The organism is Bacillus sp. AK124, from assembly GCF_053903085.1.
The window spans coordinates 2,891,685-2,914,839 of sequence record NZ_CP096378.1 but is presented as its reverse complement, the minus strand read 5'-3'; the positions used below and the strand labels follow the sequence as shown (position 1 = coordinate 2,914,839).

The window sequence follows — 23,155 nt, the reverse complement described above, 5'->3', positions numbered from 1 at the left end:
GGATAGCGATGATCGAATTATTTGTCATAAAAGAAAGCGAATGGTATGAACTTGTCACCGAAAGCGTCACATTGGAAGGAGAAAGGTACCAGGCGCCTCGTTCGATCGAAGCGTCGATTGTGATCAAGCAGGGAAGCCATAAATATTACAGCGTGCAGGAAGGCGCTACCGTTTTATTTAAATGGAAAGGAAAAGAACTGTTTCGCGGAATTGTGTTCAGCAGGGTGCCGAAAGAATATACGCTTACGTTTAAAGCGTACGACATGCTTCAGTACTTGGTGAAAAACCAGGATGTCTATGTATTCTCGAACAAAACGGCCGCTGACATTGTCAAACGAATTGCGAACGATTTTCAAATTCCCAAAGGCGCGATCGCAAGCACCGGACATACGATTAAATCACTCGTCTTTAAAGACAATACGAGCCTGTATGACATCATCTTAAAAGCGCTGAGGGAAACAAAAAAGCAAACCGGAAAAAACTATCGGCTGTATGCCGAAAAGGGAAAGCTGTGTTTAAGAGCGTGGCCCGAACCGGAGAATATCTGGGTTTTGGAAACAGGTGTGAACATTACCGATTACGCTTACAGTACGTCAATTGATGAAACAGCAACCCGGGTGAAACTGAGAAAGCAGAAAGATAACAAAACCTATACCGCATCAGCCAGCGATGAAGCCGGTATGAAAAGATTCGGCGTTCTCCAGTACACAGAAACGGTTTCGGATGATATTAACGAGGCGCAGCTGCGCGACCGGGCGAAGAAGATACAGGCTGAAAAGAAAGGCGTCAAAAAAGAGCTGAAGAGCATACAGGCGCTCGGCATACCGGAAGTCCAAAGCGGACTGCCGGTTTATATATCGATTCCGGAAGCGGGAATTAAAGAAACCTATTGGGTTGATAAAGATAAACACGATTTTGCAGGGACAAAGCATGTGATGACGATTGATGTCGTCGCGAAAAATACAATACCTGAAGGAGCGACTTCATGAAATTAAGCGATGCGATAAAAGAGCTGGCTCTTGGAGCCGTAAACGCTGAATCGCCTGTTGATGTCATGCCGGCTGAAGTCGTGTCCGCTTCTCCGCTCAAGCTGAAGCTCCGCAATCATGATAAATTGGTGATCCCCTCCGACTTACTGGTGGTGGCCAGGCATTTGACAGAACATACGGAACAGATCCGGATTGACGGAGAAGACAAAACGATTCGCTTTTACAGCCAATTGCATGCCGGCGACCACGTGATGATTGCCGCCATGCCTGGAGGGCAGTCGTTTTTCGTGATAGACAGAGTGTAGGAGTAGGAGGTGGCTCGGATGGCTCTTTCACCGGAAGTATCTTTTGAAGATATCGAGGATGACAGCGAAGTGATTGAGACTTCAAAAACGTACAAAATTGATTTTGAAACGGGCAGGATGACGGGTGATATGATTTCAGGACTCGAAGCGGTCGAACAAATGGTTTACATGGCGCTGAGAACTGAGCGTTACACATATGCCGTTTACAGCCATAATATCGGAAATGAACTGCAGGAGGTTCTTTCAGATCATGAAACGACCGACGCTTATAAAGAAATGGAGATACCGAGACTGATTGAGGAAGCCCTCATATATGACGACCGAATTTCTGCGGTAACTGATTTCGAGATTGAGCGTCAAGGCGATGCCTTCCATGTGTCTTTTTCGGTTGAAACCGATGAAGGGACATTGGAAATCGAGGAGGTGATAGGGGAAGATGTTTGAAAACCAGACATTTGAAGAGATCATGGAACGCATGCTTGAGCGGATTTCAGATGAAATTGACAAGCGTGAAAACAGCGTCATTTGGAATGCGCTTGCCCCGGCAGCTGCCGAGCTGGCGCTTTCTTATATTTGGCTTGATCAAGTGCTGAATTTGGTTTATGCGGATACGGCTGAGGGCGAATATTTGGACAGAAGGGCGGCTGAGGCCGGTCTTGAGCGCTATCAAGCGTCCAAAGCCATTTGGTCAGCAGCCTTTACGGATGGCGTATCGGTTCCCCCCGGAACCCGCTTCTTTCTGGAAGACTTATATTTTACCATGCTCGAAGACGGCAAGCTTGAATGTGAAACGGCCGGGACAAAAGGAAACGCCAATCTGTCTGGGCGGCCTTTACTTCCGCTCGATACCATTCCAGGGCTTGAAAAGGCGGTTATGGGAAGTCTTGAAATTCCCGGCCGTGATGAGGAGACGGATGAATCGCTGTATGAAAGGTATTTGATCCGCGTCCGCCGCGAAGCGGTCAGCGCGAATCAGATGCATTACAAACAATGGGCCGAAGAAGTGGACGGCGTGGGCAAAGCGAAGGTCTTTCCGCTGTGGAATGGCGAGGGAACCGTAAAGGTTGTCATTACAAACGCGAAAATGGAACCTGCCTCTGATGCATTAATCGAAAGAGTCAAGCAATATATCGATCCCGATCCGGGAAAAGGGGAAGGTATGGCGCCGATCGGAGCTTATACTGCGGTTGAAAGTGCGGTCTGGAAAGACGTCAGCATATCTGCAAAAATCATTCCTGATTCAGGCCGGACGATCGATGAAGCCAAACAGGAAATTGCAGAAAAAATCACAGAGCTGTTTAAAGAAATGGCCTTTAAAGAAAGCGTCATCCGTCTCTCGCAAATCAACAACATGATCTATGAATCGTCCTCTGTCAGTGACTATTCGGAAGTCTTCATCAACGGGGAAGCGAAAAATCTGCAGTTGACAGAAACGGAAATTCCAAAGCTGGGGCAGGTGACCATCATTGAGCAAGATTGATGAAATGGCTTTTCATCTGCCGCCATACTTGACGGAAATCCGGGAGATCCAAGACATTTTAGCGGCCGAGGCGCCCGAATTTGAGAAGCAAAATCAAGAGATTTTCGATATAACAGACCAGCTTTTCGTCACGACGGCCACATGGGGGCTGGACAGGTGGGAAAAGATTTTGAATGTCAGACGCGAGGCTTCAGACGGCGTTGATATTCGAAGGGCGCGACTGTTAACCAAGATGTCCAATATTCCGCCGATTACTGCGCGCTCGATCGAGCGCGCGGTTAATGCTTTTTTAAAACAGCCGTCCGCCTCCGTCAGACTGACGGCCGGACGGTATCATTTTTTGCTGAGCGTAAACGGTGAAGATCTGCAGTTTATACCTTCGATTATTCAAACCGTCAATCATATGAAGCCCGCCCATTTGGCTTATACATTCCGGGGCGGGTTTCATTATGAATATCGGCCGCCGAAAAGCATTCATAACAGACTTGTTTTAAGAAGCAAAAACGGATTTTTCGGTACGATACCGGTTTATTTGGACGGACAGTATCTGCTTGATGATTCATTCTACTTGAACGGTTTTCGAGAAATCGACGGTCTGCCCCGCAGGTTTAAACAGCAGCTCACACTGCGCCACAAGAAGCGGCAATACATCCGGTCCGCCTCGAGCTTGACGATAAAGGCGACCGCTGAAAACCGGCGGAAACAGCAAACAAAAGCAGGCATGAAAACCGGCATTACCAATCAAAACAAACAGATCCAGTCCTTCAAAATCAGCTGCAAATGCGAGCATGAATTTAAGCAAGCAGGCGCGCTAGAAATGAGGGAGAAGTGGTGGACGTTAAACGGCGCATTTTTGCTCAACGGAACGAAGCAGCTGGCAGCAGCGGCGCAAAAAATCGCATTGTAAAGGAGAAATCAAAATGGCACAACAATTAACAGTGACAACGCTTTATGCGAGACAGCAAATGGCAAAAGCACGGGCTGAGGGGGGCAAGCTCACCAAAATCACAAAAATGGCTTTCGGAAACGGAGGTACAAACGATAAAGGTGAACCCGTTGCTTTACAGGGCAACGAACAGGCGCTGAAAAACGAACTCTTGCAAAAGGAAATCGACGGCTTTGTCTTCATGGAGCCGGCGAAAGTCCGCTATACATGCACTTTGGGAGAAAGCGAACTGGCAGGAGAGACGATCAACGAGCTTGCCCTTGTCGATGAAGCCGGAAAATTCACAGCGGTCAGAACGATGACAGACAAGCAAAAAGACGGCGACATCGAGTTCGTCTTCGAAATCGACGACATTTATTAAAGGAGCTGAAACAAGGTGGACATCCAAAAACCGAGACGCTTTGAAACAACAGACCGCGCCCATGCCGATTTATTTAACGAAGCGATAGATCAGCTGAATGTGAACGATGAACGGATTGCAAAGCGGGCTGAGGAAGCTGAAGAAAAGGCTAAAACGTATACTGATGCGCATGCCAGCGACCATTCGATTCACATCACTGACAAAGAACGGGAAAAATGGAGCGCAGGGCAGTTATATAAATTAACCGAAAATAACGGAAAAGTCTTTTACAGAGGCAGTTCAGAAACAACAGATTTTAACACTTTGACAGAGACAGGCATGTATCTCATCTATAATGAAGGAATCAACTCACCACCTTCATCAAATCGGATATTTTTGCTTGTCATGAGCTTCGGCAATACTTTAGTTCAGGCTGCTTATGAATCGTACGAAGGGAAACAGTCGTATTTTAGATTTAGAAAATCCGATTCAACAACATGGACGCCATGGCAGACCCAAGAAACGACTAATGGTGCGCAAGCCAAGGTTGATGCTCATGAACGAAATACAAATCTCCATGTGAATGAAGATGAACGGGAAAAATGGAACAATGCACAGTTATATAAAATTACAGATAGTAATGGAACGCGCACAAAACTGCCGGACGGAACGGATTTGTTAACGCTGCCGACAGGTTTTTATTATGCTATGGGCCATGTTGTTCAAAACAACCCTGTAGAAAACGACGACTCCTGGTTCAATTACGATGTAATTGAAACCGGTGCCGGAAGAAAGACGATACAAGCTTGGCGAAGCTATGACAACTCATTATGGTTAGGGACAATACACACTGACGGCATTTTCAAAGGCTGGAAAAAAGTGATGACAGTTGAAGACTTTAATAAAAGAACATATGTAGATACTTATGATCATGAACATTCTTCTGTTTCTGCGTCGGAGAATATTCCGACAAAATTAGTGTTTGGCGTCACAAGAGCTGATCATTTAGAAGAGTATAATATATCAAATTCGGAAATAACTTTAAAAAATAGCGGTCTTTATTTAATAAGGCTGTATGTTACTAGCAAAAACATTACGGTTAATTCAGAGAATATATTAAGTTGTTATGTCGGAGGAAAAGAGTATCAAAGACTGGGAACCTGGTACCCCGCAACAACAGATAATACATGTGTACTTTTTCTGCAACAAAAATTTGCAGCGGGTGATAAAGTTACTTTTTACATTACGCCAAGGAATACTGGGAAGGCTATAACCATTGCGACTGCATATGTCACCATGTCCCAAATTGGATAAGCAACATTTTATTTAATATGAAGACATATGGAAAGTGTATAAAGATTGGAGTGGAACTATTCGTTGACGATCTTAAATGAAACAAACATCTTTGAGAATGAGTTGAATGGAATTAAGGCTGATCAAAAATCACTCGAACAGCGCGTCAGCACACTCGAACGAACATCAGACCGCCACGATCAGCAAATCATCTCAATTAACGAAAAACTGAACAAAATCGAAGAGAATACAACTTGGATCAAGCGCAGCATCACAGGCGCGATCATTACAGCGGTCAGCACCGGCATCATCGGCGGAGCGATCGCTGTTTTTTATAATTTATTGCAGAGATAAGGGAGGACAAGATGATGAAACATATCGACAAAGGCACGGTCGTCAGAACGGTGCTTCTTTTTATTGCGTTAGTCAATCAGACGTTGATCATGTTTGGTAAGCCGGTTTTGCCGATTGGTGAAGATCAGATTAATACATTGGCGGACGCTCTGTATGTGGCCGGGTCTGCGGCTTTTACAATTACCGCATCACTTATTGCATGGTATAAAAATAATTATATTACGAGCAGAGGTCGGAGGCAGAAAGAAACCCTTAAAGAACAAGGCATATTAAAAAAATAATCGCTATTGTACTGCTGCTTCCCTTCGTATATCCTTAAAAAAGGAGGGAAGCCTGTTGATAGAAAAAGACTTGAAAATAAGTAACATTAAAGGATTGCTAATATTTTTAGTAGTCTTTGGACATTTAATCGAATTGTATAAGGGCAATTACTATCAAATCTTTGTATTGATTTATGCTTTTCATATGCCTCTATTTATTTTTATAAGCGGTTTTTTAGCCAAAAGAGCAACAGTAAGCAAAATAATCAACTTCTTTATATTGTATATTATTTTTCAATCATTTTTTGATTGGTACTTATATTTTATAGGTGATTACAAAACCTTGCAGTTTCATTTTGGTAAACCCCAATTTCATTTATGGTATATCGTAAGCATGATTTTTTGGTATGCTTTGGCGTGGGGTATCCATCAATTAAGACCAGGAAAAGTTGGCAAGACTATTATCTTTCTGATTGTTTTTGCACTTAGTTTTTATTCGCGCTGGTATACTGAACCTGTCGTCGAGTTTATAAAGGAAATATATCCGAATTTCACCTCGTATACACTCAGTTTTCAGCGTACAATTTCTTTTGCTCCGTTTTTCTTTGCGGGATTTTTCATTTCTAAAAATAAATTGAGAATGATTTATGAATCAATCCCAGAGAATATTGCAAAAGGGTTATTTGTGGTTACAGCGGTTGCAGCTATTTTCTATATTCAATACACTCCTAATTTGGAATCATTATTCAGAGGAAGTTTCGGAATGGAGCGATTCTTAAATGAAGGAGAGCGTTACCATGCAAAAATAATGTTGCATTATTTATTATCTGGGGGGCTTTGCTTACTTATATTAACGAGTGTAAAGGGAGAAAAAAGTGTTTTAACAAAATGGGGAGATCATTCCATTTCCATTTTTTTGTTCCATCCTGTCTTTGTATTTTTATTGAGAAGGACGGAGTTCATGGCCGATTGGAAAGCTGATACACAATTTATAGTTTACTTCGGAATTGCAATTTTGATCTCGGCTTTGTTAGGATCAAATTTCTTCTCAAAAATCAGTGCTTTTGTTACATCACCATTAACAACACTAAAAAAGCTTTTCGGTATTGTCAGTCAAAAGAAAAAATATAGAACAGATTAAGAGTCCTTTGGTAAGAGGGCTTTTTTCTTTTAAGAACTGCCATTGGCAGTTCTTTTTTAATTTGATAAGGAGTGTTTTAATTGGTCAAAGTCATCAAGAACTTTGTAAAAATCAATCAATACACCCGTCCCGGGCTGAAGCTTGCGGCAGTCAATGGAATTGTCATGCATTGGACGGCGACGCCCGGGGCCTCCGCTTTAAATGAGCGCAATTATTTCAATGGCACTTGCATTATTGACAAGCGTTATGCCTCGGCTCACTATTTTGTCGACCGCCATGAGGCACAGCATATTATTCCCGATCAGGAAGTCGCTTATCATGCGCATGATCAAAACCGCTGCTATGTCAGCTTCCTGAAGCCGAATGCCAATACCATGGCGCTCGGGGTCGAAATGTGCGTGGAAAAAGACGGTACAATCCATGAAAAGACGATTCGCAATGCGGCGGAGCTTGTAGCTGATTTGTGCAAGACATACGGTTTGTCCACAGATCGGATTGTCCGCCATTACGATGTCACCAACAAAAGCTGTCCAACCCCGTGGGTGAAAGATGCCGGCCAATTGTCAGCTTTCCGTAAAAGAGTAGACGCCATTTTGGGAACGAAAACCGTATCCGTGTCGGCTGCCTCCACCAGCAAAACAAGCTCATCGTCGGGCATTATACTCAAAAAAGGAATGTCAGGCGCTCATGTGAAAAAGCTGCAAACGCGCTTGATCGCGGCCGGTTTTTCGCTGCCCAAATACGGGGCGGACGGAAGCTACGGAAACGAGACGGTGCAAGCGGTTGCTTCTTTGCAAAAGAAAGCGGGAATTAAAGCCGACGGCATTTACGGCCCGTCAACCGAAAAAGCCCTCGCAGCCGCTGAAGCGTCAGCGGGCGGTAAGAGCAAGACATGGACTCTTCCCGCCGGCATTTATAAAGTGAAAAGCCCGCTGATGAAAGGAACGGCCGTCACACAAATTCAGACAGCCCTTGCGGCTCTTTATTATTACCCAGATAAAGGGGCCAAAAACCACGGGATCGACGGATACTACGGAGTGAAGACAGCAAATGCGGTGAAACGTTTTCAGCTGATGTACGGTTTGGGGGCGGACGGGATATACGGCCCGAAGACAAAAGCGAAAATGCTGGCTCTCTTGAAATAAAGGAACTTTTGAAAGTTCCTTTATATTTTTAAAATTTTCAAAAAACAGCTACCCCACAACCATACTTGTATGGTAGTATGGCGGAGAGGAGGTGAGAGTCATGACAATGAAACAATTAAACCCGCGTTCTGTCAGAGACCAAATCTATCAGATGCTGAAGGAAGAGATCATGAAGTTTCGGCTTGTGCCGGGTGAGCTGATATCGGAAAAAGAGATTTCAGAACGGTATGAAGTCAGCCGCACTCCGGTCAGAGAGGCTTTTTTGCAGCTGTCGAGAGAAGGGCTTCTCGAAGTCTATCCGCAGAAAGGAACCCGCGTATCGCTGATCGACCTTGATCTGGTGGAGGAAGCGAGGTTTATGCGGGAAAACCTGGAAAAGGCTGTAGCTGAACTGGCGTGTGAAGACTTTCCGGAGGAAGCTATGTTTAAGTTGGAGCAGAATGTGAAGATGCAGGAATTATCGATCACACAGAAAAACTATGAAAGTTTGTTTGAATTGGATGAAGCTTTTCATCAGACGATTTTTGAAGGCTGCGGAAAAGCGAATGTTTGGGCTGCGATTCAGCAGATGAACGTTCCCTTCCAAAGAATCCGTTTTTTAAGGCTTGCCGCCGATTTTAACTGGAACAACATTCATCAGCAGCACGCAGCATTAACAGAAGCGATTCGAACAAAACAGAAGGCGAAAGCCAAGAAAATTGCCGAAGAGCATTTGCAGCTGGTGATCGTCGATAAACAGATGCTCATTAATGAGTTTCCCGGTTATTTCAAAAGTAAGCGCTTTTAAAGGAGTGGTGATGTGAAAGCTGCGGTGATGACGAAGCCATTTTCAATTGAATTTCGCGACATTCCGCGTCCCGAACCGGCTAGCGGCGAAGTCCTTGTCAAGGTAAAGGCCGCCGGGATTTGCGGCAGTGATGTGCATTTTTACGACGGCTCAAATCCATATGCACAGTACCCTCAGATTTTTGGCCATGAGCTCGCAGGCATCATTGAAAAAACGGGGGCGGGGGTGAGGGAGCGATCCGCGGGCGAACGGGTCGTAATTGAACCGGCTATTCCGTGCGGAGGCTGCTACCCTTGTCGGAAAGGGAGGACAAACGCCTGTGTGAACATCGATATGATCGGATCGGTTCGCAGAGGAGGGTTCGCTGATTTTATCATTGTCCCGGAAACGCATGTCCATCCGATTCCTGAGCAAATGGATTTTGCGACCGCCGCGTTGTGCGAGCCGTTTTCAATCGGAGCGCAGGCGGTTCGGCGGGCGGATATTCAAACAGGAGAAACGATTGTCATATTGGGAATGGGTCCGATCGGGTTAACGATTTTGGCACAGCTTAAAAAGCGCTTTGACGTCCGTGTAATCGCTGTTGATCCCGTACGGGAAAGGCTTGAGCTTGCCGAGGCATTCGGTGCGGATGCCGTTATACAGCCTGGTGAAGAGGATGCCGAGCAAATGATTCTGAAGCTGACAGACGGAGAAGGAGCGGGGATTGTGTTCGAAGCGGCCGGGATTCCCGCGACGATTGAGCAATCAATCAGTTTGGCAGCTGCCGCCGGGCGCATTGTCATTGTCGGCTTAACGGGGGAGAATGTGACGATTCCGGGCCTTCTTCTCACAAAGAAAGACATTGAAATTTACGGGACTAAACACAGCGTCAATCAATTTCCCGGCGTCATTCAATTTTTGAATGAAAACCCTGAAATAGCCCGGTCTTTTGTGACTGAGATCATGCCTTTTACGGAAATAGAAGAGGCGTTGAAAAAAGCGAAAAACTGTCCCCATCAGGTCACAAAGATCATTTTATCTTATTGAATCGGTGAGGAGGAAGTGTGATGAAAATGGTTTTCAGATGGTATGGAGAAGGAAACGACTCCGTCACCCTTGAGCAGATCAGGCAGATTCCCGGTGTAGAGGGGATCGTTTGGGCGCTTCATCATCAGCCGCCAGGTGAAGAATGGCCATTGGAAGAAATTTTAGAAGTGAAGCGGCAGTGTGAACAGCACGGTTTTCACATTGAAGTTGTTGAAAGCGTTAACATACATGAGGATATTAAGCTCGGGCTGCCGACGAGAGATCTGTATATTGAAAAATACAAGCGAACGATTGAAAATTTGGCCAAAGCCGGCGTAAAGGTGATCTGCTACAATTTTATGCCTGTATTTGACTGGCTGCGGACCGATTTATACAAAAAGGCTCCAGACGGTTCCACCGCTCTGTTTTATGAGCACGCAAAGGTGCACACAATCGACCCTTTTGCGCTTGTCGATCAAATCGCCAAGCACCCCGAATTCACGATGCCGGGCTGGGAACCGGAGCGGCTGGAGCATCTGACAAGGCTGTTTGAAGCCTATCAAAATGTGACGGAGGAGGATCTTTGGAGCCATCTTCACTATTTTCTTGAACACATCATTCCAACCGCCGCACGCTGCGGAATCACAATGGCGATCCATCCCGATGATCCGCCGTGGCCGGTTTTCGGACTCCCGCGCATCATGACTTCAGGAGAAAGCATCGGAAGGCTGCTTCAGCTTGTCGATCATCCGGCTAATGGCGTGACACTGTGCAGCGGTTCATTGGGGGCCAATCCCGAAAACGATCTTTCCGCCATGATCCATGCGTATGCTGACCGGATTCCATTTGCCCATATCCGCAACGTCAAAGTCTACGAAAACGGCGATTTTATCGAAACATCGCACAGAACAAAAGATGGCACCGTTGACATTTGCGGGATTGTCAAAGCCTATCATGAAACAGGTTTTTCAGGCTATGTGCGTCCGGATCACGGCCGCCACATCTGGGATGAAAAGTGCAGGCCCGGCTACGGTCTGTATGACAGGGCGCTCGGTATCATGTATTTATGGGGCATATGGGATTCGCTTAATAGAGAAAAACGGGAGGCTTCACAATGCTTGAAATCCATGAAAATTTAGCGGGGAAAACTGCGGTCATCACAGGCGGCAGCGGGGTGCTTTGCGGCGCGATGGCGAGAGAGCTCGGCCGGCAGGGTATGAAAGTTGCCATTCTTAATCGAACCGTTGAAAAAGGAGAGCTTGTGGCCGAAGCTATTCGAAAAGCCGGCGGCGCAGCGATTGCCGTTGAGTGTGATGTTATCAATCAACGAAGCATTGAACGGGCGAAGCGCGTTGTGGCCGACCGATTCGGCGGCTGTGATCTATTGGTGAACGGGGCCGGCGGCAATCTCCCCAATGGCACGACATCAGATGAAACATTCAGCTCCGCGCACCTCTTCCAGGACAACATCAAGACATTATTTGATCTGAACTGCGATGATGTCGGTTCTGTTCTCAATTTAAACTTCCTCGGTTCTTTCATTCCAACACAGCAATTTGCAAAAATGATGCTGAACCAAAAAGGGGCATCCGTGATCAATATTTCTTCAATGAGCGCTCAAATCCCGATGACGAAAGTGCCTGCATACAGCGCGGCGAAAGCGGGCATCGACAATTTTACGAAATGGCTGGCCGTCTATCTGGCTGAAACGGGGATCAGGGTCAACGCCATTGCCCCGGGATTTTTCCTAACCAATCAAAATGAACGGCTTCTTCTTGATCAAAACGGCGAATTTACCGATAGAGCAAAGAAGATCATCTCTCACACCCCGATGAAGCGTTTCGGCAGCCCGGAAGATTTGCTGGGGACGCTGCTTTGGCTGGCGGATGAGAAGATGTCCGGATTTGTTACCGGTATAACAGTGCCGGTGGATGGCGGGTTTACGGCTTATGCCGGTGTCTAAACCATGCGATAAAGGGGAGGCCGATACATGAAGCAGATTGTGTGTGAAAAGCCTTATCATTTTAAAATGACGGATGTGAATATGCCGGAACTTAAGGATGGGGAAGCATTGGTCCGCATCAAACGGATCGGAATTTGCGGGACGGATTTTCACGCTTATTGCGGAAAACAGCCGTTTTTCTCTTATCCAAGAGTGCTCGGACACGAGCTGTCCGGTGAAATTGTCAGCATCGATGATACCGGCGGAATGCTTAAGCCTGGCGATCAAGTGTCAATTATTCCTTATTTGGAATGCGGGACATGCATGGCCTGCCGGAGCGGCCGGCCCAACTGCTGCGTGAATCTGAACGTCCTCGGTGTCCATACAGATGGGGGAATGCGGGAATACATAAACATCCCGGCAGACCACCTGCTAAAAACAGAAGGATTGACGCTCAGCGAAGCTGCTGTCATTGAATGTTTGAGCATCGGCGCCCACGCTGCAGAAAGGGCAAATATCAAAAAAGGGGAAGCGGTGCTTGTCGTTGGAGCGGGGCCTATCGGGCTCAGCGTGATGAGATTCGCAAAATTGAAGGGGGCGAAAGTCATCGCGATGGATGTCAGAAATGAGCGTCTCACATTTAGCCGTGAATGGGCTGAAGCCGATGAAGTTGTATTAGCGGGAGAACATGCGGCAGATGAGATCAAACGGTTGACGAACGGCGACTATCCGGCGGCTGTCTTTGACGCGACAGGGCACCTTGGATCGATGAACAGCGCTTATCAGTACGCCGCCCACGGGGGCCGGCTGATCTATGTCGGACTGGTTCACGGCCATCTGGTCATGCCCGATCCTGAAATCCACAAGCGGGAGCTGACCATTTTATCCAGCCGCAACGCATTAAGAAGCGATTTTGAGACGGTGATGAAAGCGATCAGGGATGGCGGAGCGGATGCGAACCGGTTTGTTACCGGTCAGATTGCGTTCCGCGATGTTGTTGACGGATTTCAATCAGCACTTGCTCCGGAAACCAATCCTGTGAAAGTGTTGATCCATCTGTAAAAACGCATAAAATGAAAACGTTTTCTAAATTCCGGAAAGAGGGGGTTGCCCATGTTTTCAAACGGCCGCGGGTTTGTCATCGTGATGCTTTTTTTGGCGGGAGTGATTAATTATTTGGATCGTTCAGCATTGTCTGTCGCCGCTCCTTTTATTCAGGAAGATTTGAACATACGTCCGGCGCAGATGGGCATGCTGTTCAGCAGTTTTTTCATCGGATATGCCATCTTTAATTTTATCGGCGGCTGGGCATCAGATAAGTATGGAGCGAAACATACGCTGTCGGCTGCAATGGTCGTATGGTCGGTTTTCAGCGGCGCCATTGCACTGACATATAATTTCGTCTCACTGTTTATCATCCGCGTCATTTTTGGCATGGGGGAAGGTCCGCTGTCAGCTGCAACGAGCAAGTCGGTCAACAATTGGTTTCCGCAAAAAGAAAGAGCAAGGGCGCTCGGCATGACGATGTGCGGAACGCCGCTCGGCGGAGCCATTTCAGGACCGATCGTCGGATTGATCGCGATCCATTGGGGGTGGAAAGCTTCCTTTGTGTTGATCATGATCATCGGGCTTATCTGGACTTGGTTCTGGATGAAATTCATGAAAGATAAGCCGGACGATTCCCGCAGTTTGTCCCCTGAAAAAGAAACGCATCCGAAAAAGGATACCGGGATCCCGCTGTCTTTTTATTTGAAGCAGCCGACCGTGCTGTTTACGGCATTCGCATTCTTTTCTTACAACTATATTTTATTCTTTTTCTTAACGTGGTTTCCGAGCTATTTAACGTCAGCCCGGGGGCTGAGCATACACGATATGAGCGTTGCAACGATGATACCGTGGGTTGTCGGATTTCTCGGTCTCGCGCTTGGGGGATTTATATCGGACTATCTGTTCAAGCTGACGGGCAAACAGATGTTTTCGAGAAAAGCCGTGCTTGTGTGCTGCCTTTTGGCTGCGGCGGTATGCATTGGGTTTGCCGGGCTTGTCACGACTGCGTTTGGAGCTGTTGCCCTTGTCGCACTATCGGTTTTCTTTTTGTATTTGACCGGCATCACATACTGGGCGATTATACAGGATATCGTTCATCCGGACAGGGTCGGGGGCGTGAGCGGATTCATGCATTTTCTTGCCAATACGTCCGGTATTATCGGTCCGACGGTTACAGGGTACATCGTCGAGTATACCGGGGCTTTCACAAGCGCTTTTTTGCTTGCGGGAGGGCTGGCGGTGGCAGGTTCTATTTGCGTCGCTTTGTTTGTGAAACCGATACGTTCTGAGAAGCTGCCTCAATCTGTTGCAGAAGGCGGACAGGGGCATCCTTTATGATGCACTTGCTGCTGCTGGAGGCATAAAAAACCCCCCTACTCAGCAGGGAAGGAGGGGGAAAGTCCAAGCTTCACGGTTTGTTTTTTCTTTTGTTCAGCGTTTTAATGATTTTCTCGCTTCTTCTTCTGAGAAGAGAGGTATAGTCTGACAGGCCAAATTTTGCGAAATCGACGTGTTTGACTTGTTTTTTCAGTTTTTTCACAGCATCACCTAATTCAGCGCTTTTAGTTGATTGGTTTATTGTATGTATGAAACGGGAAAACGGAATAAGGACGGGAGAATTTTCCCGTCCTCGTTAAGCTTTTTTTCTTTTATACTCGCCGATCAGCCGTTCGTTTTGCCGGAAAATCCGTTCGGTATGGGGGCTGACTTCGTATTTCGCGATATTGGTTTTGGATTGCCTTTTAAACATTTTAAAGGCGAGGCGCTTTTTTGCGCTTTCATGGTCTTGCTGAAAAGCAGGCTCCATCAGTCGTCACCTTCCTCTTCGTTTGGTAGCAGAAGATCATAGATGCTTGTTAAAGAAGTAAACAGGAGGTAGTCAAATTCTGTGACAAGGTCTTCTGAGGTTAACTTCATGACATAGTCAAAATCGTGGATGGAAAAAGGAATGAGGACCATTTTTCCGTTTTCTTCATAATAAACGTCTTTGCGCTCAAGCTTTTCTTGAACATCGAACCGGTTTTCCATATGCTCAAGCAAATGATCCTTGCTTTCTTCTGAATTATATTCGCAAAGTGCAGCGGATATATTCATTTTTTCGGCAAACCGTTTGATGAGCTTTTCGATCCCTTCTGCATACGCTTCTATATTTCCATAATAGATGTGGATCGGTTCGTTTTTCAATAGGTATTGAAACGTTTTCAGCCTGTTTTGATATGTGTGGAGGAGGTCGTTGTTTTCTTCGAGAAGCATTCTTGTGTCTGTCGCGAGTTCGGAGCTGCCGAGCTTTTTAAAGTAGGCGTTTAAGAAAATAAAAGCGTCTGTCAGCGTGAAAAAAACGGCAACGATCAAGTAATGAAGCGGGTTTGTGAAAATCGACTGCGGATCGTGCGTCCAATAAATCACGGCGCCGATAACATAAAGCAGGTACCACGTTTTTCGGATCGCGACCGTTTTTTCGGTGAGCTTTTTTTCAAAACGCCACACGGCAGCTACATACAGAGCCAGCGCCAAAACAATGAGCCAAACAAGGAATTGATAAAATAGCAGCATAACTGGTTTCCCTCTTCCCGAGAAATAGTGCAGTTCCTATTCTATTGTTATGCCGGCTTTCTTTTAAACATGAAAACTCCCGTCCTGGATTCGGACGGGAGTGTGCTGATTAAAAGAATAAATCAAGTATGAAATAGGCAAATGCACCGATAGTTGCCGAAATGGGAAGGGTAATGACCCATGTGATCAACATCCGCTTTGCGGTGCCCCAGTTAACGCCTTTCACCCGGTGGGAAGCGCCCACGCCTAAAATGGATGAAGAAATGACGTGTGTCGTGCTGACAGGCAAATGGACGATCGTCGCACCAAAGATGATGAGGGCTCCCGTCAAATCTGCAGAGACACCGTTGACGGGACGGATCTTCATGATTTTTCCGCCGACGGTTTTGATGATTTTCCAGCCGCCGACAGATGTTCCGAGTCCCATGGCTGTGGCGCATGCAAACTGCACCCAGAACGGGATATCGGTTGTACTGTGCAAGTTACCCGCAATTAAAGCCATCGTAATGATACCCATCGCTTTCTGTGCATCGTTCGTGCCGTGCGTATAGGACTGTATGGCAGCTGTCGCGATTTGAACGCGCCGGAACCGCTTATTCGTTTTGGCCAGATTGCTGTTCTTAAAAATGACTTTGACGATGCTGTAGATCAAATATCCTAAAACAAACGCCAAAACGGGCGATAATATAAGTGCTTCGATAATTTTAATAAATCCGTGGTATTTAATCGCGGCGAATCCTTCCGATGCAATGACAGCTCCGGCAATCGCTCCGATGATCGCGTGGGATGAGCTGCTGGGAATGCCGAAATACCAAGTCACCAGGTTCCATGTAATGCCCGCGATAAGAGCTGCAAGGATCACGACCGATCCGTTTTCCAGTTTGAAAGGGTCGGCGATATCGCTCGTAATGGTTTTCGCTACGCCTGTGAACGTCATGGCGCCGGCGAAGTTCATGACAGCCGCCATTATAATGGCGTGCCTTGGTTTTAACGCTTTTGTCGATACCGAGGTGGCGATCGCATTTGCCGTATCATGAAACCCGTTGATAAAGTCAAATGCCAAAGCAAAGATGACAATCAATATGGTTAATACAAATAAAAGATCCATTATAATCCCTCGTTACGCATTTTTCATTATGATGGTTTCTAAATTGTTTGCTACACTTTGGCATGAATCTGCGATTTCTTCAAGCGTCTCATAGATTTCCCTGTACTGGATCACTTTAATCGGATCGGTCTCTTTTCCGAAAAGATTCTTCAGCGATTTGCGGTGCAGGTTATCGCAGTTATGTTCGTATTCTTTAATTTTAATGGCGTGCGGCTGAATTTCATTCAGGCGATTTTCCGCCAGCAATTCAATCGTCAGCAGAATTTCTTTTGCGCATTCTCTGATATAGCCGCTGAATTTATCAATATGCTCATCTGAAGATGTGATCGAGAAGATTTCCATCATGGCTGAAAAGTGTTCGATGCCGTCGAGTACATCATCGAGGCTGTTTGTAAGCTGAAGGATGTCTTCGCGTTCGATCGGCGTGATAAATGCTTTGTTCAGCTCCTTAATCATCGTATGTACATAATTATCTCCTTTTGTCTCATACTCTTTTAAGGTATCCGCGAATTCTTTAAGGGTTGTCTGATTCGTCACTTTATAGTTAACAAAATACTCAGCTGTTTCGTCTAAATTTTTTGCAATTTCCATCAAAAGCACGGAAAACTTGTCTTTTTTTCTTTTCAACATTTGTAACCCTCCATTGTTTAAATGAGACAATGCACACATCAAAATATTATATAACTTTTTGTCGAAAAAAAACAGGTGCAGTCGAAAAAAACCATTTAATTTTTAGATATTCACATCTTTTAGATGGGCGCAAGCACCAGCTGCATCCGGGATTTTATGATGATAATAGGTGTTTTCTCCTTTCAGCTAATTGTGTCAAAAGAACGAATGACAGGGTTTTTTTGTTGAATTTGGGAGTTTAGGTTCAAAAAAATAGAAAATTGGGAGTTTTCCTTATTTTCAGTTCACTTTCCTGTTATAGTAGTAATAAACTGGAAAGGAATGTGATCTGATGAGACGGTTAGCTTTCTTAGTTGTTGCGTTTTGCTTGGCGGTTGGTTGCTTGTTCAGTCCGGTGTCAAAAGCAGAAGGGGTCATGAGCGGCGGAGATGGTGATAAAGTCGCCGTCGGGAAAGACGGTATGGTGGCTACGGCCCATCCGCTTGCATCAAAAATCGGAGCCGAAGTGTTGAAAAAGGGCGGGAATGCCATTGATGCAGCAATTGCGATTCAGTATGCTCTGAATGTAACGGAGCCGATGATGTCGGGAATCGGCGGCGGTGGATTCATGATGGTCTACGATGGCGAGACGAAGGAAACGTCGATCGTCAACAGCAGGGAGCGTGCTCCACAGGGTGCCGAACCTGACATGTTTTTGGATGAAGACGGAAAGGTGATTCCTTTTTCAGAAAGGTCGAGACACGGAAATGCGGTCGGTGTGCCGGGAACGCTGAAAGGGCTCGAAGCAGCGCATAAAAAGTGGGGAACGAAGAAAATGGAAGACTTGATATCGCCTTCCGTTAAGCTTGCAGAAGAAGGGTTCCCGATCGATTCGGTTTTGGCCGATGCGATAAAGGACCATCAGGACAAGCTCAGCAAAACGGCCGCAAAGGATATTTTCCTTCCCGACGGTGAACCTTTGAAAGAAGGTGATATCCTCGTACAAAAGGATTTGGCCAAGACGTTTAAATTAATACGGAAAGAAGGGTCAAAAGCCTTTTATGATGGAGAAATCGGCCGGGCGATAGCAGATGTCGTGCAGGATTTCGGGGGTTCGATGACACCTGATGACCTGTCCCGCTATGAGGTCACAACAGATAAGCCGATCTGGGGCGAGTACCACGGCTATGATATCGCAAGCATGCCTCCTCCAAGTTCAGGCGGAGTGTTCATGCTGCAGATGCTGAAATTGATTGATGATTTTCATTTATCCCAATACGATCCAAAATCATTTGAAAAATATCATCTGCTCGCGGAAACGATGCACCTCGCCTATGCGGACAGGGCGGCATATGCGGGCGATCCGGAATTTGTCGATGTTCCGCTCTCAGGGCTGCTCGATCCCGATTATATTAAGGAGCGGCAGCAGCTGATCAGCCTTGATTCGATGAACCGCGATGTGAAAGCAGGCGATCCGTGGAAATACGAGGCGGGAGAGCCGAATTATGAGATCGTGCCTCAGCCTGAAGATAAGACGATCGGGGAGACGACGCATTTTACCGTCACGGACCAGTGGGGCAATGTTGTCTCTTATACGACTACGATTGAACAGCTTTTTGGAACGGGGATTTTAGTGCCCGGGTACGGACTGTTTTTAAACAATGAACTGACCGATTTTGATGCGGTTCCAGGCGGAGCGAACGAAGTTCAGCCGAATAAAAGGCCGCTTTCAAGCATGACGCCGACAATCGTTTTTAAAGACGAAAAACCGGTGCTGACTGTCGGTTCCCCAGGAGGAACGACGATCATTGCTTCCGTTTTCCAGACGATCTTGAATTATTTTGAGTACGGCATGAGCCTTCAGGATGCGATTGAAGAGCCGAGAATCTATACGAACAGCCTGACTTCTTACCGCTATGAATCGGGAATGCCGGAGGATGTCAGACTGAAGCTCAATGACTTCGGCCACAGATTCGGTGCGAATCCGGTTGATATCGGCAATGTCCAAAGTATTTTCATTGACCGGGAGAACAGAACGTTTATGGGGGTTGCCGATTCAAGCAGAAACGGGACGGCGGTCGGCGTCAACATTAAGACATCGGCTAAATAGCGGAAGCAAGGGCTTGGTCTAAGGCTTTTAGATCAAGCCTTCTTCCGTCTGTCAGCGGGGAAAAGAGGATTTTTTTCGAAAGAAGAGAAATATATTTTTTGTAAGCGTTTACTAAGTTGCGAAGGAGGGAGACCATGATTCACACGTTGGCAAATGGATTTTACCGCTTTTGCGAGTGGGTGATGCGGCTCGCCTATTTGAATCTGCTGTGGATCGGCTTCACGCTGGCGGGAGCGGTCATCTTCGGTTTAGCGCCGGCGACTGCCGCGATGTTCGCTGTGACAAGACAGTGGGCGCTGGGAAAGACGGATATCCCGGTGTTTCAGACGTTTTATCAGGCGTTTAAAAAGAAATGGGCCAAAGCAAGCGTTCTCGGTTTGATATTGGGTCTGGTCGGTTTATTGCTGATTGTTGATTTTCAAATTGCGGCCGTCTATTTTCACGATCAGCCGGTTGTCTTAAGTCTGTTCATCAGTTTGTTTATCATTTACGCCATCATCCTCTTTTACGCTTTTCCAATTGATGTCCACTACGATTTAAAACGGATTGCAGTGCTGAAATACAGCTTTATCATCGGCTTTTCCCGTCCGCTCACCTCGTTTTTCATGCTGATCAGCGCGTTTGGCATAATTCTGCTCGCTTTATTTCATGTCACATTTCTTCTGTTTTTCAGCGGCAGCGCTTTAAGCTTCATTTTGACGAAGCTCTCGTTTCAGGCGTTCCGCGCAATAGACGGGCGCCGGACAGATAAACAGGCTGCCGTCACACGCTTGAAATGAAGGTGTTCGTTCGGTGAACCGGTATCAGCATTTAAAAATTAAAGATCAATTGTTTATCTTGATTTCATTGATCATGGCTGTTTCGCTCATCTTGATCTTGAGTGGCGTTCAATACGCGTTCCGTGTCTATGACCAGCAAATTTACAGGAAGTCGTCACAGGTGCTGATGTTATCATCAAAAAGCATTGAAGATGAATTGAAAAAGATTGAGGATGTGTCATATCAACTGACCACTGACGCCGCCATCCAAGCAAACCTTCTGAAAGCCGGCCGCGGCCAAAACAAATACGTGACCTACCGGATGAAAAGCAAAATCTGGGATAAGCTTGCCGAATATACCGGCTCTAAGCGGTACATTAAATCGATTCATTTGTTTGATGCTTCCGGAACCGAGTATTCCGCAGGTGCGAATTTAACCGAAGCATTGCGGGAGCAAAAGAATGCGCTGATCGAAAAAGCGTCGCGCCAAAAAGGCGGCAACACATGGGAGCCTATGCCGGGTGAAACCGGCGAGCTGTTATCCGTCCGGGAAATTCGCTCCTATGAGCGTTTAAACCTTGACCATCTGGGAACAGTGGTGATTGTCGCCGATTTAAAACGGGTCATCGGCGATCTTCCGAAAGACTGGGGGGAAGGCGCAGGCAAGATTGCGATGTCGGACGGGCAGGAGCTGTTTTTTTCTGAAATGCCTTTCAGCCAAACCGATGGACTACGTTTATCTTCTCACGCAGAAAACGGATATGACATTGTGGAGGAAAACGGCCAGCGCTTTTTCGTTTCATATGTCAAATCAGCGTATAAGAATTGGACGTATTGGAGCCTGATCCCTTTTGACGCGATGTTTTCGAAAATCTCTGCGATGAAGACGATCCTGATTTCCCTTTTTATTCTCTTCTTTCTGATTGCGGTTCTCTTTGGAAGGAAAATGGCCAGGGGCATTACGAGTCCGATTGAGAAGCTGGTGGCAGCCATGAAAAATGTCCAAACCGGCGATTTTAAACTGGCGCCGCTCACTCGTGCTCCTTCAGACCGGCAGGATGAAGTCAGCGTCTTAAACCGCAACTTTTTTACAATGGTTGAACGGATCAATGAACTGATTGCCGAGAACTACAAGAAGCAGCTGATGCTGAAAGAGACGGAATTCAGAGCGCTCCAAGCGCAAATCAACCCCCACTTTTTATACAACACGCTCGAGTCGATCAACTGGCTGGCAAAAACGAACCGTCAGCCGCAAATTTCAAAGATGACGGAATCTCTCGGGTTTTTGCTCAGGAATGCCATCAATATGAAAAACGACGTGGTGACGATCGAGGAAGAAGCTGAAATTGTGCTCCACTATTTTACCATTCAGCGTTTTCGCTTTGAGGAACGGCTCGTTTTTGAACTCGACATTGAGCCGGCGGTGAAAAAATGCCGCGTGCCAAAGCTTGTCCTCCAGCCTTTGGCTGAAAATGCGATTACATACTGTCTCGAGCCCTTCATTGAACCTTGCCATATTCACATTAAAGCATATAAAAAAGGCGGGTTTGTATATTTAACGGTTACCGACAACGGACCGGGCATGGATGAAGACTTTTTGGAAAAAGCGAGAAAAGAGCTTGTCCGGACAAGAGGCAGAGGAATCGGACTGCAAAATATCGATGAGCGCATTCAGCTGATGTTTGGCAAAGGGTACGGCTTGACGATTTCAAGCGAAAAGAACAAGGGAACCGAAATGTTAATTAAAATACCATTTCAAAGCGGGGTGTGATGATGTATAAAGTGCTGTTGGCGGACGATGAACGGATTATTCTCGACGGCATCTCCAGCATGATCGAGTGGAGTTCGTTTGAAACGTCTTTGATCGGAGCCGCACAAAACGGGATTGACGCTTACCGCCTGATTATGGAAGAGCGGCCGGACATTGTGATCAGCGATATTAAAATGCCCGGGATGGGAGGACTCGAACTGATCGAGAAAGTGTCCCGCGACTACCCGTCAATCCGGTTTATTTTGCTGACGGGCTTCGGCCAGTTTGAATATGCAAAAAAAGCGATGTCATACGGAGTCAGACATTATTTGCTCAAACCCTGCAATGAAAACCACATTACAGATTCGCTTCAAAGCGTGATCGGCGAGCTGAAAAAAGAGGAATCGGCGCAAAAAGTAAAAAATGATCTGGAGATGATGAAGCCGCATCTTATGAAGCAAATGTTAAAAGAGCTGGTCACGGGCAGCCGCATCGAGGATGAAACGTGCCTGCGCTTTTTTTCAGAGCAAAAGGTCATCAGACTGATCCTGTTTTCCGTCCGGGACGGGGATGACAAAGACTATGCCCAAGGTGTTGAGTCCATTGCGGATGAGGTGCTGAACGGTTCTGTCATCGCTTCGGCCTGCGTTCAACAAGTGCTTGTTTGTGCAGTTGACGGAAAAGTCGCTCCTGCCGTACTTGAGGAAAAAATGAAAAGCGTCCAAGAACTTTCACGCCATCTGCTTCAATTTGAACCTGAAGCATCACTCAGCGAAAGCGGCAGTATCAGCGAAGCCTCCGCTATGTACGAAAAGGCATACGCACAGATCGTCCAACATGAAGGAGAGACATCGGTTTTAATCGGGAGGATGCTCGATCTCATCGAAAAGGAGGCCTCAAATCCGAAGCTTTCGCTGAAATGGGCAGCCCGCAACATGCTGTACATGAATCCGGATTATCTCGGCAAGCTGTTTAAACAGGAAACCGGTGAAAGGTTTTCAAGCTATGTTGCAAAGGTGCGCATCGAAAAAGCGATCGCGAAGATGAAGAAGTCTAAAAACACGGCCATCGGCGCACTGGCAGAGGAGCTGGGGTTTGGCCACAATCCGAAATACTTCAGCCTTGTTTTTAAAAAATACACAGGACTCACCCCGTCAGAATTTCGAAAAAAAGAAGAAAACACGTTTTAATGCCGCCGGTATATTCGGCGGTTTTTTGCGTATTGACGGA

Annotated in this window: 26 protein-coding genes; 21 read left to right on the top strand and 5 right to left on the bottom strand. The window is 46.4% G+C overall.

Annotated elements, in window-relative coordinates:
- Window positions 1–8 precede the first annotated feature (8 nt).
- The 17 genes from M1E06_RS14600 to M1E06_RS14520 all read left to right on the top strand — a co-directional run bounded on the left by M1E06_RS14600 (window position 9) and on the right by M1E06_RS14520 (window position 14,375).
- Window positions 9–989, top strand: coding sequence for an XkdQ/YqbQ family protein (locus M1E06_RS14600; protein WP_080131335.1), 981 nt, complete (start codon window positions 9–11; stop codon window positions 987–989).
- Window positions 986–1,294, top strand: a complete 309-nt coding sequence (locus tag M1E06_RS14595) for a DUF2577 domain-containing protein (protein ID WP_023856723.1) — start codon at window positions 986–988, stop codon at window positions 1,292–1,294. The genes M1E06_RS14600 and M1E06_RS14595 overlap by 4 nt, the downstream gene beginning before the upstream one ends.
- Before the next feature lie 18 nt (window positions 1,295–1,312).
- Window positions 1,313–1,738, top strand: a complete 426-nt coding sequence (locus M1E06_RS14590) for a DUF2634 domain-containing protein (RefSeq protein ID WP_020451031.1) — start codon at window positions 1,313–1,315, stop codon at window positions 1,736–1,738.
- Entirely contained in the window at window positions 1,731–2,774 is a 1,044-nt protein-coding gene (locus M1E06_RS14585) for a baseplate J/gp47 family protein (protein ID WP_050820764.1), read from the top strand. The genes M1E06_RS14590 and M1E06_RS14585 overlap by 8 nt, the downstream gene beginning before the upstream one ends.
- Entirely contained in the window at window positions 2,761–3,681 is a 921-nt protein-coding gene (locus M1E06_RS14580; RefSeq protein WP_048350281.1) for a YmfQ family protein, read from the top strand. Before M1E06_RS14585 ends, M1E06_RS14580 begins: the two co-directional genes overlap by 14 nt.
- Before the next feature lie 13 nt (window positions 3,682–3,694).
- Window positions 3,695–4,081, top strand: a complete 387-nt coding sequence (locus tag M1E06_RS14575) for a phage tail-collar fiber domain-containing protein (RefSeq protein WP_020451034.1) — start codon at window positions 3,695–3,697, stop codon at window positions 4,079–4,081.
- A gap of 15 nt (window positions 4,082–4,096) precedes the next feature.
- Complete coding sequence (locus M1E06_RS14570) at window positions 4,097–5,374, top strand: pyocin knob domain-containing protein (RefSeq protein WP_020451035.1); 1,278 nt, start codon at window positions 4,097–4,099, stop codon at window positions 5,372–5,374.
- 63 nt (window positions 5,375–5,437) lie between these two features.
- Window positions 5,438–5,707 carry a hemolysin XhlA family protein gene (locus M1E06_RS14565; RefSeq protein WP_020451036.1) on the top strand — a complete coding sequence of 90 codons (270 nt, stop codon included), beginning with the start codon at window positions 5,438–5,440 and terminating at the stop codon, window positions 5,705–5,707.
- A gap of 14 nt (window positions 5,708–5,721) precedes the next feature.
- The gene (locus M1E06_RS14560; protein ID WP_041817189.1) at window positions 5,722–5,988 is read left to right on the top strand and encodes a phage holin; all 267 of its coding nucleotides are present in this window, start codon (window positions 5,722–5,724) and stop codon (window positions 5,986–5,988) included.
- Between the two features lie 55 nt (window positions 5,989–6,043).
- Window positions 6,044–7,108 (top strand): acyltransferase family protein, encoded by a 1,065-nt coding sequence (locus M1E06_RS14555; protein WP_020451038.1) that lies wholly within the window; start codon window positions 6,044–6,046, stop codon window positions 7,106–7,108.
- Window positions 7,109–7,188: 80 nt separating this feature from the next.
- Entirely contained in the window at window positions 7,189–8,253 is a 1,065-nt protein-coding gene (locus tag M1E06_RS14550) for a peptidoglycan recognition protein family protein (RefSeq protein WP_020451039.1), read from the top strand.
- A 100-nt stretch (window positions 8,254–8,353) separates the two neighbouring features.
- The gene (locus tag M1E06_RS14545) at window positions 8,354–9,040 is read left to right on the top strand and encodes a GntR family transcriptional regulator (protein WP_020451040.1); all 687 of its coding nucleotides are present in this window, start codon (window positions 8,354–8,356) and stop codon (window positions 9,038–9,040) included.
- Between the two features lie 12 nt (window positions 9,041–9,052).
- Window positions 9,053–10,069 carry a zinc-binding alcohol dehydrogenase family protein gene (locus M1E06_RS14540; protein ID WP_020451041.1) on the top strand — a complete coding sequence of 339 codons (1,017 nt, stop codon included), beginning with the start codon at window positions 9,053–9,055 and terminating at the stop codon, window positions 10,067–10,069.
- 20 nt (window positions 10,070–10,089) lie between these two features.
- Complete coding sequence (gene uxuA / locus M1E06_RS14535; RefSeq protein WP_020451042.1) at window positions 10,090–11,187, top strand: mannonate dehydratase; 1,098 nt, start codon at window positions 10,090–10,092, stop codon at window positions 11,185–11,187.
- A complete protein-coding gene (locus M1E06_RS14530; protein ID WP_020451043.1) occupies window positions 11,163–12,011 on the top strand; it encodes an SDR family oxidoreductase in 849 nt (282 codons plus the stop codon). The genes uxuA and M1E06_RS14530 overlap by 25 nt, the downstream gene beginning before the upstream one ends.
- A 27-nt stretch (window positions 12,012–12,038) precedes the next feature.
- Window positions 12,039–13,052: a zinc-binding alcohol dehydrogenase family protein gene (locus tag M1E06_RS14525; protein ID WP_020451044.1), complete on the top strand. Its 1,014-nt coding sequence runs from the start codon at window positions 12,039–12,041 to the stop codon at window positions 13,050–13,052.
- A 51-nt stretch (window positions 13,053–13,103) separates the two neighbouring features.
- Window positions 13,104–14,375: an MFS transporter gene (locus M1E06_RS14520; RefSeq protein WP_020451045.1), complete on the top strand. Its 1,272-nt coding sequence runs from the start codon at window positions 13,104–13,106 to the stop codon at window positions 14,373–14,375.
- Window positions 14,376–14,445: 70 nt separating this feature from the next.
- Here the strand turns inward: M1E06_RS14520 and M1E06_RS14515 are convergent, their stop codons facing one another.
- The 5 genes from M1E06_RS14515 to M1E06_RS14495 all read right to left on the bottom strand — a co-directional run bounded on the left by M1E06_RS14515 (window position 14,446) and on the right by M1E06_RS14495 (window position 17,328).
- Entirely contained in the window at window positions 14,446–14,577 is a 132-nt protein-coding gene (locus M1E06_RS14515; protein ID WP_023856733.1) for a hypothetical protein, read from the bottom strand.
- Between the two features lie 93 nt (window positions 14,578–14,670).
- Window positions 14,671–14,844, bottom strand: a complete 174-nt coding sequence (locus tag M1E06_RS14510; RefSeq protein WP_020451046.1) for a type II toxin-antitoxin system SpoIISB family antitoxin — start codon at window positions 14,842–14,844, stop codon at window positions 14,671–14,673.
- A complete protein-coding gene (locus M1E06_RS14505) occupies window positions 14,844–15,590 on the bottom strand; it encodes a type II toxin-antitoxin system SpoIISA family toxin (protein ID WP_020451047.1) in 747 nt (248 codons plus the stop codon). Before M1E06_RS14505 ends, M1E06_RS14510 begins: the two co-directional genes overlap by 1 nt.
- A 109-nt stretch (window positions 15,591–15,699) precedes the next feature.
- Window positions 15,700–16,698: an inorganic phosphate transporter gene (locus tag M1E06_RS14500; protein WP_020451048.1), complete on the bottom strand. Its 999-nt coding sequence runs from the start codon at window positions 16,696–16,698 to the stop codon at window positions 15,700–15,702.
- 12 nt (window positions 16,699–16,710) lie between these two features.
- A complete protein-coding gene (locus M1E06_RS14495) occupies window positions 16,711–17,328 on the bottom strand; it encodes a DUF47 domain-containing protein (RefSeq protein ID WP_020451049.1) in 618 nt (205 codons plus the stop codon).
- A 331-nt stretch (window positions 17,329–17,659) separates the two neighbouring features.
- Between M1E06_RS14495 and ggt the strand changes: the two genes are divergently transcribed.
- From ggt to M1E06_RS14475, 4 genes are all read left to right on the top strand, one after another.
- Complete coding sequence (gene ggt, locus M1E06_RS14490) at window positions 17,660–19,417, top strand: gamma-glutamyltransferase (protein ID WP_216904250.1); 1,758 nt, start codon at window positions 17,660–17,662, stop codon at window positions 19,415–19,417.
- A gap of 134 nt (window positions 19,418–19,551) precedes the next feature.
- Window positions 19,552–20,196 carry a YesL family protein gene (locus tag M1E06_RS14485; RefSeq protein WP_103749036.1) on the top strand — a complete coding sequence of 215 codons (645 nt, stop codon included), beginning with the start codon at window positions 19,552–19,554 and terminating at the stop codon, window positions 20,194–20,196.
- Window positions 20,197–20,209: 13 nt separating this feature from the next.
- Window positions 20,210–21,946: a sensor histidine kinase gene (locus M1E06_RS14480; protein ID WP_003180890.1), complete on the top strand. Its 1,737-nt coding sequence runs from the start codon at window positions 20,210–20,212 to the stop codon at window positions 21,944–21,946.
- 2 nt (window positions 21,947–21,948) lie between these two features.
- On the top strand, window positions 21,949–23,115 hold the full coding sequence (locus tag M1E06_RS14475; protein ID WP_186439853.1) for a response regulator transcription factor: 1,167 nt from the start codon (window positions 21,949–21,951) through the stop codon (window positions 23,113–23,115).
- The last annotated feature ends 40 nt before the right edge of the window (window positions 23,116–23,155 follow it).

Excerpts from the sequence above, each read along its gene's own strand:
- M1E06_RS14560 (WP_041817189.1), top strand. The coding sequence starts at position 5,722 with ATGAAACATATCGACAAAGGCACGGTCGTCAGAACGGTGCTTCTTTTT.
- uxuA (WP_020451042.1), top strand. The coding sequence starts at position 10,090 with ATGAAAATGGTTTTCAGATGGTATGGAGAAGGAAACGACTCCGTCACC.
- M1E06_RS14485 (WP_103749036.1), top strand. The coding sequence starts at position 19,552 with ATGATTCACACGTTGGCAAATGGATTTTACCGCTTTTGCGAGTGGGTG.
- M1E06_RS14545 (WP_020451040.1), top strand. The coding sequence starts at position 8,354 with ATGACAATGAAACAATTAAACCCGCGTTCTGTCAGAGACCAAATCTAT.
- ggt (WP_216904250.1), top strand. The coding sequence starts at position 17,660 with ATGAGACGGTTAGCTTTCTTAGTTGTTGCGTTTTGCTTGGCGGTTGGT.
- M1E06_RS14530 (WP_020451043.1), top strand. The coding sequence starts at position 11,163 with ATGCTTGAAATCCATGAAAATTTAGCGGGGAAAACTGCGGTCATCACA.
- M1E06_RS14505 (WP_020451047.1), bottom strand. The coding sequence starts at position 15,590 with ATGCTGCTATTTTATCAATTCCTTGTTTGGCTCATTGTTTTGGCGCTG.
- M1E06_RS14500 (WP_020451048.1), bottom strand. The coding sequence starts at position 16,698 with ATGGATCTTTTATTTGTATTAACCATATTGATTGTCATCTTTGCTTTG.
- M1E06_RS14495 (WP_020451049.1), bottom strand. The coding sequence starts at position 17,328 with ATGTTGAAAAGAAAAAAAGACAAGTTTTCCGTGCTTTTGATGGAAATT.
- M1E06_RS14600 (WP_080131335.1), top strand. The coding sequence starts at position 9 with ATGATCGAATTATTTGTCATAAAAGAAAGCGAATGGTATGAACTTGTC.
- M1E06_RS14590 (WP_020451031.1), top strand. The coding sequence starts at position 1,313 with ATGGCTCTTTCACCGGAAGTATCTTTTGAAGATATCGAGGATGACAGC.
- M1E06_RS14510 (WP_020451046.1), bottom strand. The coding sequence starts at position 14,844 with ATGGAGCCTGCTTTTCAGCAAGACCATGAAAGCGCAAAAAAGCGCCTC.
- M1E06_RS14585 (WP_050820764.1), top strand. The coding sequence starts at position 1,731 with ATGTTTGAAAACCAGACATTTGAAGAGATCATGGAACGCATGCTTGAG.
- M1E06_RS14525 (WP_020451044.1), top strand. The coding sequence starts at position 12,039 with ATGAAGCAGATTGTGTGTGAAAAGCCTTATCATTTTAAAATGACGGAT.
- M1E06_RS14475 (WP_186439853.1), top strand. The coding sequence starts at position 21,949 with ATGTATAAAGTGCTGTTGGCGGACGATGAACGGATTATTCTCGACGGC.
- M1E06_RS14520 (WP_020451045.1), top strand. The coding sequence starts at position 13,104 with ATGTTTTCAAACGGCCGCGGGTTTGTCATCGTGATGCTTTTTTTGGCG.
- M1E06_RS14595 (WP_023856723.1), top strand. The coding sequence starts at position 986 with ATGAAATTAAGCGATGCGATAAAAGAGCTGGCTCTTGGAGCCGTAAAC.
- M1E06_RS14575 (WP_020451034.1), top strand. The coding sequence starts at position 3,695 with ATGGCACAACAATTAACAGTGACAACGCTTTATGCGAGACAGCAAATG.